Annotated in this window: 14 protein-coding genes and 1 tRNA gene; 4 read left to right on the top strand and 11 right to left on the bottom strand. The window is 62.7% G+C overall.

Annotation, left to right across the window (positions count from 1 at the left end; translation table 11 throughout):
- Nucleotides 1-100: sodium ion-translocating decarboxylase subunit beta (locus ACFOMF_RS01895; protein WP_386360670.1), on the top strand; the 100-nt coding region annotated here is incomplete at its 5' end.
- A 62-nt stretch (nt 101-162) separates the two neighbouring features.
- Here ACFOMF_RS01895 and ACFOMF_RS01890 read toward each other — a convergent pair.
- The 3 genes from ACFOMF_RS01890 to ACFOMF_RS01880 form a co-directional block, all read right to left on the bottom strand.
- Entirely contained in the window at nt 163-489 is a 327-nt protein-coding gene (locus tag ACFOMF_RS01890; RefSeq protein ID WP_386360651.1) for an Arc family DNA-binding protein, read from the bottom strand.
- A gap of 257 nt (nt 490-746) precedes the next feature.
- Nucleotides 747-929 (bottom strand): PA3371 family protein, encoded by a 183-nt coding sequence (locus tag ACFOMF_RS01885; RefSeq protein ID WP_386360649.1) that lies wholly within the window; start codon nt 927-929, stop codon nt 747-749.
- 42 nt (nt 930-971) lie between these two features.
- Complete coding sequence (locus ACFOMF_RS01880) at nt 972-1,100, bottom strand: hypothetical protein (protein WP_386360648.1); 129 nt, start codon at nt 1,098-1,100, stop codon at nt 972-974.
- A gap of 383 nt (nt 1,101-1,483) precedes the next feature.
- On the opposite strand from ACFOMF_RS01880, the gene phnN reads away from it, so the two are divergent.
- Both phnN and ACFOMF_RS01870 read left to right on the top strand, forming a co-directional pair.
- Nucleotides 1,484-2,062, top strand: coding sequence for a phosphonate metabolism protein/1,5-bisphosphokinase (PRPP-forming) PhnN (gene phnN, locus ACFOMF_RS01875; protein WP_386360646.1), 579 nt, complete (start codon nt 1,484-1,486; stop codon nt 2,060-2,062).
- 38 nt (nt 2,063-2,100) lie between these two features.
- Nucleotides 2,101-2,177 (top strand) — tRNA-Arg (locus ACFOMF_RS01870).
- A 275-nt stretch (nt 2,178-2,452) separates the two neighbouring features.
- Here the strand turns inward: ACFOMF_RS01870 and ACFOMF_RS01865 are convergent.
- The 5 genes from ACFOMF_RS01865 to glcD all read right to left on the bottom strand — a co-directional run bounded on the left by ACFOMF_RS01865 (nt 2,453) and on the right by glcD (nt 9,034).
- Nucleotides 2,453-4,636, bottom strand: coding sequence for a malate synthase G (locus ACFOMF_RS01865; protein WP_386360644.1), 2,184 nt, complete (start codon nt 4,634-4,636; stop codon nt 2,453-2,455).
- 29 nt (nt 4,637-4,665) lie between these two features.
- The gene (locus tag ACFOMF_RS01860) at nt 4,666-5,067 is read right to left on the bottom strand and encodes a heme-binding protein (protein ID WP_386360642.1); all 402 of its coding nucleotides are present in this window, start codon (nt 5,065-5,067) and stop codon (nt 4,666-4,668) included.
- Nucleotides 5,068-5,254: 187 nt separating this feature from the next.
- A complete protein-coding gene (gene glcF, locus ACFOMF_RS01855; RefSeq protein WP_386360640.1) occupies nt 5,255-6,472 on the bottom strand; it encodes a glycolate oxidase subunit GlcF in 1,218 nt (405 codons plus the stop codon).
- 1 nt (nt 6,473) lies between these two features.
- Nucleotides 6,474-7,535 (bottom strand): glycolate oxidase subunit GlcE, encoded by a 1,062-nt coding sequence (gene glcE / locus ACFOMF_RS01850; protein WP_386360638.1) that lies wholly within the window; start codon nt 7,533-7,535, stop codon nt 6,474-6,476.
- The gene (gene glcD / locus ACFOMF_RS01845; protein WP_386360636.1) at nt 7,535-9,034 is read right to left on the bottom strand and encodes a glycolate oxidase subunit GlcD; all 1,500 of its coding nucleotides are present in this window, start codon (nt 9,032-9,034) and stop codon (nt 7,535-7,537) included. Before glcD ends, glcE begins: the two co-directional genes overlap by 1 nt.
- A gap of 216 nt (nt 9,035-9,250) precedes the next feature.
- Between glcD and glcC the strand changes: the two genes are divergently transcribed.
- Complete coding sequence (gene glcC, locus ACFOMF_RS01840) at nt 9,251-10,024, top strand: transcriptional regulator GlcC (RefSeq protein WP_386360634.1); 774 nt, start codon at nt 9,251-9,253, stop codon at nt 10,022-10,024.
- Between the two features lie 120 nt (nt 10,025-10,144).
- Here glcC and ACFOMF_RS01835 read toward each other — a convergent pair whose 3' ends face one another.
- From ACFOMF_RS01835 to ggpS, 3 genes are all read right to left on the bottom strand, one after another.
- Nucleotides 10,145-10,870, bottom strand: coding sequence for a TorF family putative porin (locus ACFOMF_RS01835; RefSeq protein ID WP_386360632.1), 726 nt, complete (start codon nt 10,868-10,870; stop codon nt 10,145-10,147).
- Between the two features lie 296 nt (nt 10,871-11,166).
- Nucleotides 11,167-12,213, bottom strand: a complete 1,047-nt coding sequence (locus tag ACFOMF_RS01830) for a metal-dependent hydrolase (RefSeq protein ID WP_386360631.1) — start codon at nt 12,211-12,213, stop codon at nt 11,167-11,169.
- 30 nt (nt 12,214-12,243) lie between these two features.
- Nucleotides 12,244-14,508: a glucosylglycerol-phosphate synthase gene (gene ggpS, locus ACFOMF_RS01825; protein WP_386360629.1), complete on the bottom strand. Its 2,265-nt coding sequence runs from the start codon at nt 14,506-14,508 to the stop codon at nt 12,244-12,246.
- Nucleotides 14,509-14,547: the final 39 nt, after the last annotated feature.

Raw genomic sequence — 14,547 nt, 5'->3', positions numbered from 1 at the left:
CCCGCAGAACTTCCTGCTGATGCATGCCATGGGGCCCAACGTGGCCGGTGTGATCGGCTCGGCGGTGGCAGCGGGTATCCTGCTCAATATGGTGGGGTAGGTTCGTACTGAATAAAAAGCCGGCATATAGCCGGCTTTTTAATGCGCTCAGGACTGGTTCGACTACTCGGAGTCTGGAGGGTTGTCCACGTCCTGGGCAATCAGCGAGATGAGCGCGTTCTGCTGACGGCGCGACAACTGACGAAAGCGCTGCAGCAGTTCACGCTCATGCAGGGACAGTTCGGGGCTGTCGATCCGCATGCTCAATTCATCGTCCAGGGCCCCTTCCTGAAAAAGGCTTTGCTCCAGTCGGGCAATAATTTCGGAATTCATGCTGCGGTGATGATTGCGAGAAACCTCGGCAATGCGGTCTCGCATGCCGTCGGGAAGCCTGACCACGAACTTGTCAGCCGTGCGGCTGGAAAAAACAGCCTGTTTCATAGGGCGCATTATCTTAACCGGTTAGTCATTTGGGCGATGATGGCATTGCAGTTGCAACTGTCACCGGTCTGACAATCAAAGCGGGCATAGCGTTCCGTCCGCAACGCTATAAATGAGCATCACGGCGCAATTATGCGTCCTGGCGGGGGGACATGTAAGAGCGCTTCGCTATTACTGAGAGCTGCTCAGGGTAAATGCGCTGACGCTCACAAATCAGATCGCGCGCGGTACGGCCATTGTGCTAGCGACCCTAGGCCCAAGCTTGATCACCGAAGCACCGGGTCAAATTTGATGCGCCGTCCGACGAGCAAGGCACCAAACAGGAGAACGCTGAAGAGAGCCAGGCCGATCTTGCCAATGGCGTTCCAGGCTTCGCTTGCAGGCGCGAGGAGTACGATGAAGCCGCATACGAATACGGCACCGAGAAACAAGAATGCTGCCTTGGACATGAGTGTCATCTCCCTATTCTGCCTTCCGTCCTGGCGGGTGAATCAAAACACCCAGCGCTGGGTTTCGGCGGGGCGGACCATTTCATTTTCGCTGGTGGTCAGGATGTTGGCGCGCGGCTCCAGGCTGACCTGGCGAATCAATTCGTATTGCTGAGCTTGCTGGTAGGACATCCCAGTGTCGCGGTCGGGCAAATGAGTGGCTGCCGCGGAGGCCAGAAAAACTGCGCTGAGTGCGAAAACAACATATGGCATTTGGGCGTCTCCATTCGCTCGATAGCTTGAACGAAATAGAGAATTGCAGGTCCTGTGCCAATCACCTCAAAGAATATATTCCTTTAAAAACAATGACATATGAGTAAGGCACGAGCGCAGGGGATTGCGCATTGCACGAAGGGCTTTGGGTGACATTGCATTTTGCAAGGATCGTATTAATTCCAGATGACCCCTTGCTTCAGCTAGGCACTAAGCCCCTAGGCGAACCATTCAGCCTGCGCTGGCTCTACGATATGACCCCGTAACATACGGCTTTAGTTCCAACTACCAGGGATTTCGCGATGAAGGGACGGTTGATCTATCTGGTCGGGCCTTCTGGCGCCGGTAAGGACAGCTTGCTGGAGGCCTGCCGGGAGCGATTGCTTCTGCAAGAGTGCCGGATCGCGCCGCGGCAGGTGACCCGCGTATCAGGTGAACCCGAGGGGGGCACTTCGTGCATATCGCCCGACGAGTTCGAGGCATTGGAACGCAGCGCTGCCTTTGCGTTGCACTGGCATGCCAACGGTATTGCCTATGGAATCCCACTGGTGATCGATCAGTGGCTTGCAGAAGGCTATAGCGTTGTGGTGAATGGCTCTCGGGAATACCTGCCGCAGGCTTTGTGCCGCTATCCCGGCATGTTGACGGTGCTGTTGTCCGTGCAGCCAGCGGTGTTGCGCCAGCGCCTGCTGCAACGCGGCAGGGAGAGCCTCGATGAGGTGGAAGCTCGGCTGGCGCGTAACAGGCGATTTGCCGACGGCCTTGAGAGTGAGTACGAGCGGGTGATCATCCTCGACAACTCCGGCCCGCTCAGTGACACCGCCGAGCGCTTTCTGCAGACGGTCTGTACTGGGCGCACGACTGCCCAGGATTGCCCATGACAAAACCACCGCGGCCCGTTAACATTCCGCCTCGCCTTGTCCCAGTAGCTCAATTGGATAGAGCATCCCCCTCCTAAGGGGAAGGTTGCAGGTTCAATTCCTGCCTGGGACACCATGAATATCAAGCACTTAGCGCCGATGGCTCTGAGTGCTTTATGCTGGGCTGATCGTTTTGGAGGCGGCCGGCCGGCACTTTTCCTCGCCAGGCGGCACGGGCGGAATCGAATAAGCGCTGAGGATGTCACGCCGACACTGCTGGCCGAGTGCCCTGAGCGGGACAGCGCCGTGTGACCGGTGCCCGGTCGTGCAACGAAAAAGGCGAAGGATTGCTCCTTCGCCTTTCCTTTATTTCACCGCGAGCCGCTCATTCGTATGGGCGGCTCGGGTCGATCAGCCCTGGCTGGCTTGCTTGTACTTCAGACGCCACTGGTGGAGCAGCGGCTCGGTGTAGCCGGAGGGCTGCTCGCGTCCCTTGAACACCAGATCGCTGGCAGCCTGGAAGGCAGCCGAGCTGGCGAAATCGCCGGCCATCGGGCGGTACAGCGGATCGTGGGCATTCTGCCCGTCCACCACCTTGGCCATGCGCTCCAGGGTTTCCTGCACCTGTTCCTTGCTGACCACGCCGTGGTGCAGCCAGTTGGCCATGTGCTGGCTGGAGATGCGCAGGGTGGCGCGGTCTTCCATCAGGCCCACGTTGTGGATGTCCGGTACCTTGGAGCAGCCGACGCCTTGTTCAACCCAGCGGACCACGTAGCCGAGGATGCCCTGGGCGTTGTTGTCCAGCTCCTGCTGCTTTTCGCCTTCGCTCCAGTTGGCTTCGGGGGCCACCGGGATTGTCAGCAGGTCGTTCAGCAACTGCTCGCGCTCGGTGGCCAGATCGACCTTTTCCAGCTCCTGCTGGATTTGCTGCACGTTCACCTGATGGTAGTGCAGCGCGTGCAGCGTGGCGCCGGTGGGCGAAGGGACCCAGGCGGTGTTGGCGCCGGACTTCGGATGCCCGATCTTCTGCTCCAGCATCGCCGCCATCAGGTCCGGCATGGCCCACATCCCCTTGCCGATCTGCGCCTTGCCGCGCAGGCCGCAGGCCAGGCCCACCAGTACGTTGTTGCGCTCGTAGGATTGGATCCAGGGAGTGGACTTCATGTCACCCTTGCGCAGCACCGGGCCGGCTTCCATGCAGGTATGCATCTCGTCGCCGGTGCGGTCGAGAAAACCAGTGTTGATGAAGGCTACCCGGTGCTTCGCCGCCGCGATGCACGCCTTGAGGTTGGCACTGGTGCGGCGCTCCTCGTCCATGATGCCCAGCTTCACGGTATGGCGCGGCAGGCCGAGCAGGTCCTCGACGCGGCCGAACAGCTCATCGGCAAAGCCAACTTCGACCGGGCCGTGCATCTTCGGCTTGACGATGTAGATGCTGCCGGTACGCGAATTGCCCTTGCGCTTGAGGTCGTGCTTGGCGATCAGGCTGGTGAACACGGCGTCCATGATGCCTTCGGGAATTTCCCGGTCGCCGTCGTAGAGGATCGCAGGGTTGGTCATCAGGTGACCGACGTTGCGCAGGAACAGCAGCGAGCGGCCGTGCAGGGTCAGGCTCCCGCCATCGGGCGCGGTGTATTCGCGATCCGGGTTCAGCCGGCGGACGAAGCTCTTGCTGCCCTTGGCGACTTCCTCGCTCAGGGTGCCCTGGACGATGCCCAGCCAGTTGCGGTAGGCCAGCACCTTGTCATCGGCATCCACTGCGGCGACCGAGTCTTCACAGTCGAGGATGGTGGAAACGGCGGCCTCGACCAGCAGGTCCTTCACTCCGGCTGCATCGGTCTGGCCGATGGGGCTGTTGGGGTCGATCTGGATCTCGACATGCAGGCCGTTGTTCTTCAGCAGCACGGCCTTGGGCTCGACCGCATCACCCTGGTAGCCGACGAATTTCTCCGGCTGGGCGAGGCCGATGGTATTGCCGTTTTCCAAGGTGACCTTCAGCTGACCATCCTGCACGCGGTAGGCGACGGCGTCCGCGTGGGAGCCTTCGGCCAGTGGCGCGGCCCCGTCGAGGAACTGGCGAGCATAGGCGATGACCTTGGCGCCACGGACTTCATTGTAGCCCGGACCTTTCTGAGCGCCGCCTTCCTCGCTGATGGCGTCGGTGCCGTAGAGCGCGTCATACAGCGAGCCCCAGCGGGCATTGGCGGCGTTCAGCGCGTAGCGGGCGTTCATGATCGGCACCACCAGCTGCGGGCCTGCCTGCTCGGCGATCTCGGTGTCGACGTTGGCGGTCTCGATCTTCACTTCGTCCGGCACCGGCTGGAGGTAGCCGATGGACTCGAGGAAGCTGCGGTAGGCGGCCATGTCGCGGACCGGACCAGGGTTAGCCTTGTGCCAGTTGTCCAGCTCGACCTGCAGGCGGTCACGCTCGGCCAGCAGCTCGCGGTTCTTCGGTGCCAGTTCATGGACCAGCTTGTCCAGGGCTTCCCAGAAGGCCGGGGCTTCGACGCCAGTGCCCGGCAGGGCTTCGTCTTCAATGAAGCGCTTGAGGTTGGCGGCCACCTGCAGGCCGTGCAGCGATACGCGTTCGCTCATGGTTCTTCTCCGTCTTGTTGTTTGTCTGTTCAGCCGATGGCGGCGACGCCGGCTTTGGCAATTTGGGCATCCTGAGCGGCGGTGACGCCGGAGACGCCCACCGCACCGATCACGTTGCCATCGACGAGCACCGGCACGCCGCCTTCCAGCGAGCACACCACGGGTGCGGAGAGGAAGGCGTTACGGCCGTTGTTCACCATGTCCTCGTAGCCCTTGGTCTCGCGGCGGCCCAAGGCGGCGCTGCGGGCCTTCTCGGTGGCGATGTAGGCGGCGATCGGGGCACAGCCGTCGAGGCGCTCCAGGGCCAGCGGATGGCCACCGTCGTCGGCGACCACGATGGTGACGTTCCAGCCATTGTTCTGCGCCTCTTCACGGGCGGCGGCGAGAATGGCGTTGACTTCGGTTTGGCTCAGAAAGGCTTTGGTTTTCATGGGGTCTCCTGATGAATTCTAGGTTCCGCTGTTTCCGGGGCCCCGTCGGTGGGTTTGCACCCCGTGGACGAGGCAAGCGTAGGATGGGAAACGGCGCAGCCTTTCCCACCGCAATTGTTTCCGTTGGAAGTTCGCTGTGCGAGACTTCCACCCTACGACTCGTTCAGCTCCAGCACTCTTCTCGACGTTACCGCATCGCCTCCTCGACGATTTCTATCCAGTGCCGCACCGGCGTCCGGCCGGCGCCGTCGAGGTGGGTCTGGCAGCCGATGTTGGCGGTGACGATCACCTCCGGTTTGCCGCTTTCCAGCGCGTTCAGCTTGTTGTCCCGCAACTGCTTCGAAATTTCCGGCTGGGTGAGCGAATAGCTGCCCGCCGAGCCGCAGCACAGGTGGGCATCCGGGACCGGGGTCAGGGTGAAGCCCAGGCGGGTCAACACACCTTCGACCGCGCCGCCAAGCTTCTGCGCGTGTTGCAGGGTGCAGGGGCAGTGGAAGGCCATGCGCTTGTCGCCCTTGATGCGCAGGGATTCGAGGTCCTGCGCCTGCAGCACTTCCACCAGGTCCTTGGCCAGCTCGCTGACCCGTCTGGCCTTGTTGGCATAGGCGGGATCGAAGCGCAGCAGATGGCCGTAATCCTTGACGAAGGCGCCGCAGCCGCTGGCGGTCTGCACGATGGCTATGGCGCCGGCCTCGATGGCTGGCCACCAGGCGTCGATGTTGCGACGGGCGCGGTCCAGGCCGGCGTCCTGGGCGTTCAGGTGGTAGTCCACGGCGCCGCAGCAGCCGGCCTCCCGCGCGGGGGTGATACTGATGCCGAGGCGATCCAGCACCCGTGCGGTCGCCGCATTGGTGTTCGGCGACAGGGAGGGCTGCACGCAGCCTTCGAGCATCAGCACCTTACGAGCATGCTGCACCTGCGGACGCGCCTTGGCCGGACGGGCCTGGCGCGGCATGTGCTCGCTCAGCGAAGCCGGCAGCAGCGGGCGGAAGGCGGAGCCGGATTTCAACAGCGCCTTGAACAGTCCGCCGTTGGGCACCACCCGACGCAGGCCGCTGCGCAGCAGCTTGTCGCCGGTGGAGCGCGGCACGTGCTGGTCGACGAAGTCGCGGCCGATGTCTAGCAGGTTGTGGTAGTCGACCCCGGACGGGCAGGTGGTCTCGCAGTTGCGGCAGGAGAGGCAGCGATCCAGGTGCAGCTGGGTGCTGCGGGTGATCTCGTTGCCTTCTAGCGCCTGCTTCATCAAATAGATGCGCCCGCGCGGGCCGTCCAGCTCGTCGCCGAGCAACTGGTAGGTGGGGCAGGTGGCATTGCAGAAGCCACAGTGCACGCAAGACCGCAGGATGCGCTCGGCCTCTTCGGCCCGGGGCAGCTTCTTTGCGGCTTCACTCAGATTCGTTTGCATATCAGATCTCGGAGTACATACGGCCGGGGTTGAAGATCCCCTGTGGGTCGAGCGCGGCCTTGAGCTGGCGGTGGTAGCGCACCAGGGGCGCGGCCAGCGGCTGGAACGGGCTGTCGGTCACCCCTGGCGTGAAGCAGGTGGCATGGCCGCCCACTTCGCTGGCGATGGCGCGAATCGTCGTTTCACCGGCGTCGGACTTCAGCCAGCGCTGGGCGCCGCCCCAGTCGATCAACTGCTCGCCCGGCAGGGCCAGCGTCGGCACGTTGTTCGGCAGCGAGATACGCCACAGAGGCCGGGCATCGGCGAAGTAGGCCAGGCGCTGCTCGTTCAGGTCGTCCCAGTACTGCATGTCCATTTCTTCGCCGCCGATGCGGTCGCAGGCGGCGTTCACCGAGCCCTCGCCGCCTTCCAGGCGCAGGCGCAGAGCACCGTCGTGATGGCTGGCGGCAGTGATCGGGACCGGCTGCTGGCCCCATTCGGCGAGCTTGAGCAAAGCGCGATCCAGTGGCATTTCCACGTGCAGGTTGCGGCACAGGCGTGGCTTGGGCAGTACCTTCAGCGAGACCTCGGTGAGCACGCCGAGGCAGCCGAAGCTGCCAGCCATCAGTCGGGACAGGTCGTAGCCGGCGACGTTCTTCATGACTTCCCCGCCAAAGCGCAGGTGCTTGCCATGGCCGGTGATGACCCGGGTGCCCAGTACGAAGTCGCGCACCGAGCCGGCCCAGGGGCGGCGCGGGCCGGACAGCCCGCTGGCAATCATGCCGCCGACGGTGGCGTCGTCACCCAGGCGCGGCGGTTCGCATGCGAGCATCTGCCCGGCCTCGTCCAGTGCCTGGTCGAGATCGGCCAGTCGAGTGCCAGCGCGGACCGTGATCACCAGTTCGGTGGGGTCGTAGCTGACGATGCCGCGATGCTCGCGGGTGTCCAGCAGCCTGCCTTCCAGCGGGCGGCCAAGGAAAGCCTTGCTGCCACTGCCCTGGATGCGCAGCGGCGTCTTCTCGGCCAGCGCCCCGTTGACCTGCTCGAGCAGTACGGCGCTGGCGTCGTGGTCGAAAACCGTCATCAGAAACGCTCCAGTTCAGGGAAGGGCAGCTGGCCGCCGTGCACGTGCATCCCACCGAATTCGGCGCAGCGGTGCAGGGTGGGGATGTTCTTGCCGGGGTTGAGCAGGCCGGTCGGGTCGAAGGCCGCCTTCACCGCGTGGAACAAAGTCAGCTCGTCGCTGTTGAACTGGGCGCACATCTGATTGATCTTCTCGCGGCCCACCCCGTGCTCGCCGGTGATCGAGCCGCCTACCTTGACGCAAAGTTCGAGAATCTTGCCGCCCAGGGCCTCGGCCCGTTCCAGCTCGCCTTCAGTATTGGCATCGAACAGGATCAGCGGATGCATGTTGCCGTCGCCGGCATGGAACACGTTGGCCACTCGCAGCCCGTATTCCTCGGACAGTTCACTGATGCCCTTGAGCACGCCGGGCAGTTCGCGGCGGGGAATGGTGCCGTCCATGCAGTAATAGTCCGGCGAAATGCGCCCGACCGCCGGGAAGGCATTCTTGCGCCCGGCCCAGAATTTCGCCCGCTCGGCCTCGTCGCGGGCCTGGCGCACTTCGGTGGCGCCGGCGGCCTTGAGCACTTCGCTCACCCGCGCGCAGTCGTCATGCACGTCGGCTTCGACGCCGTCCAGTTCGCAGAGCAGGATGGCCTCGGCGTCCACCGGGTAGCCGGCGCGGATGAAGTCCTCGGCGGCGCGGATGGCCAGGTTGTCCATCATTTCCAGTCCGCCCGGAATCACCCCGGCGGCGATGATGTCGCCCACCGCGCGACCGGCCTTCTCCACCGAGTCGAAGCTTGCCAGCAGTACCTTGGCCACCTGGGGCTTGGGCAGCAGCTTGACCGTCACCTCGGTGACGATGCCAAGCATGCCCTCGGAGCCGGTGAACAGCGCCAGCAGGTCGAAACCGGGCGAATCCAGCGCGTCGCTGCCCAGGGTCATGCGCTCGCCCTCGACGGTGAGGATGTCCACCTTCAGCAGGTTGTGCACGGTCAGCCCGTATTTCAGGCAGTGCACGCCACCGGCATTCTCGGCAACGTTGCCGCCAATGGAACAGGCGATCTGCGAGGAGGGGTCCGGCGCATAGTACAGCTCGTGGGGCGCCGCTGCCTGGGAGATAGCCGCGTTGCGCACGCCTGGCTGGACCCGGGCAAAACGGCCTGCGGGGTTCACTTCGAGGATCTTGTTGAAGCGCGCCATCACCAGCAGGATGCCCTGTTCCAGCGGCAGCGCGCCGCCGGACAGGCCGGTGCCAGCGCCGCGGGCGACTACCGGCACACCGCGCTGGTGGCAGAGCTTGAGCAGCTTTTCCACCTGCTCGATGCGCTCGGGCAGTACCACCATCAATGGCTGGGTGCGGTAGGCCGACAGGCCGTCACATTCGTAGGGCTTGAGGTCCTCCGTGCGATGGAGGATCTCCAGGTCAGGCAGGGCGGCGCGCAGGTCCGACAGCAGGCTGTCCTTGTCGACCTTGGGTAGCGCGCCATCGACGCGTTCGTCGTAGAGAATGTTCATGGCGAGTTCGACGCTCTCTTTATTGACCGCGCCGGCAGGCTGCGGTGACAGGTCGCACTTTGTAGCCCTGTTGAATATCTGCTACAAACTGGTCGGACCAGTTGTTGAGTACGACCTTCGGCTAGCCTTGAGTTATAGCCCCGTACGACAGGGCTTCTGCGGTTGCCGATGACCGGTTTATAATCACCGCACAACTGGTCCTACCAGTGGAGGCGCATGAAATCATATCCAGAGAGTGAGGATCGACGGCAGCTCGCCGACGTGGTCGCCGAACGCATCGAGCGGCTGATCGTGGACGGAGTGCTGAAAGTGGGCCAGGCACTGCCTTCGGAGCGGCGCCTGTGCGAAAAGCTCGGCATCTCCCGCTCGGCCTTGCGAGAGGCGCTGCGCGTACTACGCGGACGCGGCATCATCGAGACGGCGCAGGGCAAGGGTTCGTTTGTTGCCCAGTTGGGCGGCACCCGGGACAGCAGTCCGCTGATGCACCTGTTCAGCTCCCAGCCGCGCACGCTCTACGATCTGCTGGAAGTGCGCGCAGTACTTGAAAGCGAGGCAGCGCGACTGGCGGCCCTGCGAGGCACTGAAGCGGATTTTCTGATCCTGCGCAGTCGCTACGAGGAGATGGTCGCGGCCGAGGCGGAGGAGGGGGCTGACCCACGCGAGCACACGCGGCTCGATCACGCTTTCCATCTGGCGATCAGCGAGGCGTCCCACAACCCCGTGCTGGTCTACACGCAGCAGTCATTGAGTGATCTGATGTTGAGCTCGGTGTTCGCCTCGGTGAACAACCTTTACCACCGCCCCCTGCAGAAGCGGCAGATCGACCGCCAGCACTCCAGGCTTTTCCACGCGATTACCGAGCGCTTGCCTGAACAGGCCCAGCGAGCCGCCCGGGATCATATCCAGGGCATCCGCGACAACCTGAAGGAGATCGAGGGAGAGGAGCAGCGGCTAGTGCGGGCGACCATGCGGCTGGAAGGCTGGACCTGATCGAGACGATGCGTTCGCGCAAACGAACGAAACCCCGCGGGCGGGGTTTCGTCTGGCGATACCGGCTTCAGCCGTTTCGCTGCAGTCTGGGTGACGGGAACCTGGCTGGCGCGGTCAGATTCAGAACGCCTTGGAGGCCGAGAAGGTCCAGTTCGAGCCGCACGAGGAGGTGCGATCGAGGTACCAGTCACGGCAGACGCTGTTGCTCAGGTTGGTGTCGCTGTACATCAGGGCGAAGTCGACGGTGGCGAAAGTCTTGGCCAGGGTCAGGCTCCAATCAGTATAGGTTTCGCCATGGCGGCGCTCGAGCAGGTAGTCCTTGGTGTCGGTGTGGCCGAGAGCCAGGATCACGCCGGTGTCGTACGGCAGTTCATGCGAGTAGGAGACGAACTTGTACAGCGAGCTGCCGGGGTGGTAGGCATATTTTACACCGCCGGTCAGGCCGTAGGCGCTCAGCGAGCCGATCCACTCCTCGACATTGCCCACACCGCCCGGATAGGTGTAGACGTTCCAGGACAGGTCGTAGGAAAGCACGTCGTTGATGTCATTGCCATAGCCGATGTAGTAGTCCACTTCGATGCTGGCACCGTCGAACACGTCTCCATCGACATTGGAGGCCCAGATACCGGTATAGACGCCAGACTCATGACCGACGTCCAGGCTGGCCTGCACGGCTGCCTTGCCCTGGGTTTGAGATTGACCACGCCAGATGTAATCGGTGGCGAGGGTAGCGGACATGCTTACGTCGAAATCGCCAATCGGGGACGGTACGGTTTCACTTACAGCAAAGGCGCTCATGCCCATGGTGGAAGCGGCGGTCACGGCCATGGCAAATTTTTTCAGCATTTTCTTTCCCCTGAAATTGTGTTTGAGGGTTGGCCCTCATTCTTACTCTCGCCCTTACCGGCCAGATGCTGCTACTGATGCAGATTCCCTGCCATATTTAAAAAGACTAGTTAATTCAATTGGTTATCGGCGTTTAGAGGTGCTGGCCAGCCGCTTCGCTTGCAGGGCCGTTGCGCTGATAAGGAGCAGTGTCAGCCCCTTGGTTTAAGTCTTGCACTTTTATAGTGCATTTGGCTGCCTATTTACAGGTGGACCAGTATCCTGACCCTTTGGTCAGGAGCCGGGCAGGCACCGTCTTAGTGCCTTGCCTCCAATACGAGCGCCCAGTGCTCCAGCGGAAGCTCTGGTTGCTGGTTCCATATGCGAGCCCATAGTTGCCACAGACGATCCGAATTTCCTCGATTGGCCGCCAGGCGTTCCGGCGCGTCGATCAGCTCCCATCTGCCGTCTGGAGCACGTTCGGCAAGGGGAAATCGAAAGGGGTGGAAGCCCGTCATGCCCAATCGCAGGTCGGTCACGACGAGCTGGTCTTCCATCTCGTCGTAGCGCAAGGCACCACCGCTGAACCATTGCAGGCGCGCATGCTGAGCCGATTCGGCGAGGGCCGGTCTCAGCTCGGCGCCCCTGGGCAGGCTGACCAGGCGGGGCGGTTCACGGTCCAGCCAGCCCACCACAGCCTCGTGGTAGTGCCCTTCGTCCATGATCACTACGCGCCAGAGCAGGCTATTGAAAGGAGTGGGGGCGCTGAACACCAGCTCCGGTCTGATGCCTTCTTCCCTGAGCACCGCCGCCACGCTGCTTTCCGCCATCTGCTTGCCGGCGACAGTGAAGCCGAGATAGAGCGTGGATAACGCCAGTGCCATTGCTGGCCAATGGCGCAAGCGTCCGCGCAGGCCGAACGTGGCGCCTAGGATGGCGGCCAGCAGCAGCGGGAGGGTGTACAGCGGGTCGATGATAAAGATGGTGGACCATGCCACCGGCTGCGATTGCAGGGGCCAGAACAGCTGGGTGCCATAACTGGTGAAGGTGTCCAGCAGTACATGTGTGATCAGCACCAGCCAAAGCGTCAGAAACAGCCGCGTGCCGCTGTAGCCTGGGTGAGGCCGCACCCGCCGTATGAACCAGGCGAGCAGTACCGCGACCAGGCTCAAGACCAGCAACGCGTGGCTGAAGCCACGGTGCTGGGTCATGTTGGCTACCGCGTCGCCGTAATCGAGAATCACATCCAGGTCCGGCAGGGTCGCCAGAGCTGCGCCATAAAGCAGAGCCTTGCGGCCCTGCCAGCGTCCCAACAGGGTGCCTTGGACACAGGCACCCAACACCGCTTGAGTCAGCGAGTCCAAGATTTCTCCCGTCGATTGTCTACCGTGCTATCACGCCACCTGCCGGTCGCTTGGCTCAAGCGCCGGCGTTTCCAGGGCGGCAAGAAATTCGTCGCCCCATCGGCGGATGTCATTGTAAGCGGTGATGCCGAACAGTTCGCGCAGGCGGGTCTTGGCTTCGGTCTTGTGCATGTTCAGCGCCATGTAGCAACTGCTGACCAGGTCGGCGGTGTCGTGAGGGTTGGTGAGCACAGCGCCTTTCAATTCGGCAGCCGCACCGGCGAACTCCGACAGCACCAGAACGCCATCGCCATCGAGCATTCCCTGGGTAGCGACGAACTCCTTGGCCACGAGATTCAGGCCATCACGAAGTGGCGTGATCCACATCACGTCGGCCATGGCGTACCAGCCCACTACCTCTTCGAACGGCAGGCTACGGAAAAAGAACTGCACGGGTGTCCAGCCGATCCGTGCGAAACGTCCGTTGATGCGGCCCACGGCCTGCTCGATCTGTGCCAACAGTTCATCGTAGACGGTCATCTCCTTGGCAGCCGGTACGCAGACGCTGGCCAGGGTGACCTTGCCGATCAGTTCGGGGTTATTGGCCAGTAGCTGCTCATAGGCGTTGAGCTTTTCCAGCACGCCCTTGGTGTAGTCCAGTCGCTCGACCGCCAGGATCAGCCGAACGCCGCTGAGCTCTTTGCGCAGGCGGCTCATCTGCTCCTTCACCTCCGGCTTGGCCAAGGCGTTGCGCACCCGGTCCAGATCGAGTCCGACCGGATGAGCGCCCAAACGCACCTGGCGCATGCCGGTGTCGATGCAGGTGGTCATGGTGTCGAGCCCCACGGCACAGCCATAGGTGACAAAGCGCGGGGCGCAGTTCTGTACCTCGAGCGTCTGCAGGGGGAATACGCCGCGTGCAACGTCGACGAAGTTCTCGACCTGCCGAGGAATATGGAAGCCGATGTAATCACACTGCAATAGGCTTCCAATGATCTGCCGACGCCAGGGCACCACATTGAAGACGTCGGCCGAGGGAAAGTAGGTGTGGTGGAAGAACGCCAGCTTGAGGTCGGGGCGCATCTCGCGCAGGTAGGCTGGCACCATCCACAGGTTGTAGTCATGCATCCATACGGTGGCACCTTCAGCCGCTTCGGCAGCGGTGCGCTCGGCAAAGGCGCGGTTGACGCGCATGAAGACTTGCCAGTCGTCCTCGTTGAAGCTGGCGCGCTCCCAGAAGCAATGCAGGGTCGGCCAGAAGGCTTCCTTGGAAAACCGCTTGTAGAAGGTGTCGACGTCGGACTTGCTCAAGGGTACCCGGGCCGCAGTCAATTGAGGGTAGCGCTCCGCATCCACCGCCGTGCGGGTTTCGAATTCGCCCTGGTCTTCTTCGTGCTCGGCCCAGGCCACCCAGGAACCCTTGCGTCCGTCGGAGAAGAAACTCAGCAATGTCGGGATGATGCCGTTGGGCGAGGTGTGACGTTGGCGACGGATCTGGCCTTTGACGCGCTTTTCCTCATAGGGCAGCCGGTGATAGACGATCACCAGCTCGGACTGGCCTGGTTCGGCGGAGCGGCGACTTTCAGCGGCGAAACCGTGTTCGCCGAGAAAGCCGAAATGCGAGAACCCCTGAATGATGCCGCCGCAGCCCGGGCTGTCGGCATGGAAAACCCGTGCGCTGGTGTGGCTGCGGGTACTTTCCAGCAGCCCGGGTTCGGACTGGCCCACGCACACACCCTTGAGTCCGGAGGTGAGCATGCTCAGGTCATTGAGGGTGTCGCCGGCGACAAGGACCTGCTCGGGATCGATGCCAAGCGTTTCCACAAGACGCATCAGGCTGCTGCCCTTGTTCACGCCCCGCGGCAGAAAATCCAGGTAGAGGTCGGCCGAGTACAGCAGGTCGCAATCGAGCGCGTCGGCAATTTCCTTGAGTCTCGGGTCGGCAGCACGTTCGGGGCTGCAGTAATAAGAACAGCGCCGCGATTGCGGCACGTCCTGGCGCTCCATGTCGGGAAACTCCAGCAGTGCGCTGGCGACCTGGGTTTCCCCGGGCCAGCAGGCGTCGATCTGCTGCTGGATGGGTTGAATGGGCTGCAGGGTTTCGCCATGGTAGAGGCTGGCGCCGACGTCCGCGATGATGTAGTCAGGCTGCGGTAGCGTCGGGTCTGCCAGCAGGGGCAGAACGGTTTCGAGGCTGCGCCCGGTGACATAGGCGAGCTGGATGTCTGGGTGGGCGGTGATGGTCTGGTAAAGGCTGAGGCGGTCCTGCGGATCGCCGCTGAGAAAGGTTCCATCAAGATCGGTAGCAAGTAGCATGCGCTGTCTCCCTGTCCAAATAAGTACGGTTGACGCGCC

Origin of the sequence: Stutzerimonas tarimensis, assembly GCF_042648805.1 — a bacterium.
Classification (GTDB): domain Bacteria; phylum Pseudomonadota; class Gammaproteobacteria; order Pseudomonadales; family Pseudomonadaceae; genus Azomonas; species Azomonas tarimensis.
This window is presented reverse-complemented; position numbering and strand designations above follow the sequence as displayed.

Coding starts and splice junctions, on each gene's coding strand:
- ACFOMF_RS01890 (WP_386360651.1), bottom strand. CDS start 489: ATGCGCCCTATGAAACAGGCTGTTTTTTCCAGCCGCACGGCTGACAAG.
- ACFOMF_RS01885 (WP_386360649.1), bottom strand. CDS start 929: ATGTCCAAGGCAGCATTCTTGTTTCTCGGTGCCGTATTCGTATGCGGC.
- ACFOMF_RS01880 (WP_386360648.1), bottom strand. CDS start 1,100: ATGTCCTACCAGCAAGCTCAGCAATACGAATTGATTCGCCAGGTCAGC.
- phnN (WP_386360646.1), top strand. CDS start 1,484: ATGAAGGGACGGTTGATCTATCTGGTCGGGCCTTCTGGCGCCGGTAAG.
- ACFOMF_RS01865 (WP_386360644.1), bottom strand. CDS start 4,636: ATGAGCGAACGCGTATCGCTGCACGGCCTGCAGGTGGCCGCCAACCTC.
- ACFOMF_RS01860 (WP_386360642.1), bottom strand. CDS start 5,067: ATGAAAACCAAAGCCTTTCTGAGCCAAACCGAAGTCAACGCCATTCTC.
- glcF (WP_386360640.1), bottom strand. CDS start 6,472: ATGCAAACGAATCTGAGTGAAGCCGCAAAGAAGCTGCCCCGGGCCGAA.
- glcE (WP_386360638.1), bottom strand. CDS start 7,535: ATGACGGTTTTCGACCACGACGCCAGCGCCGTACTGCTCGAGCAGGTC.
- glcD (WP_386360636.1), bottom strand. CDS start 9,034: ATGAACATTCTCTACGACGAACGCGTCGATGGCGCGCTACCCAAGGTC.
- glcC (WP_386360634.1), top strand. CDS start 9,251: ATGAAATCATATCCAGAGAGTGAGGATCGACGGCAGCTCGCCGACGTG.
- ACFOMF_RS01835 (WP_386360632.1), bottom strand. CDS start 10,870: ATGCTGAAAAAATTTGCCATGGCCGTGACCGCCGCTTCCACCATGGGC.
- ggpS (WP_386360629.1), bottom strand. CDS start 14,508: ATGCTACTTGCTACCGATCTTGATGGAACCTTTCTCAGCGGCGATCCG.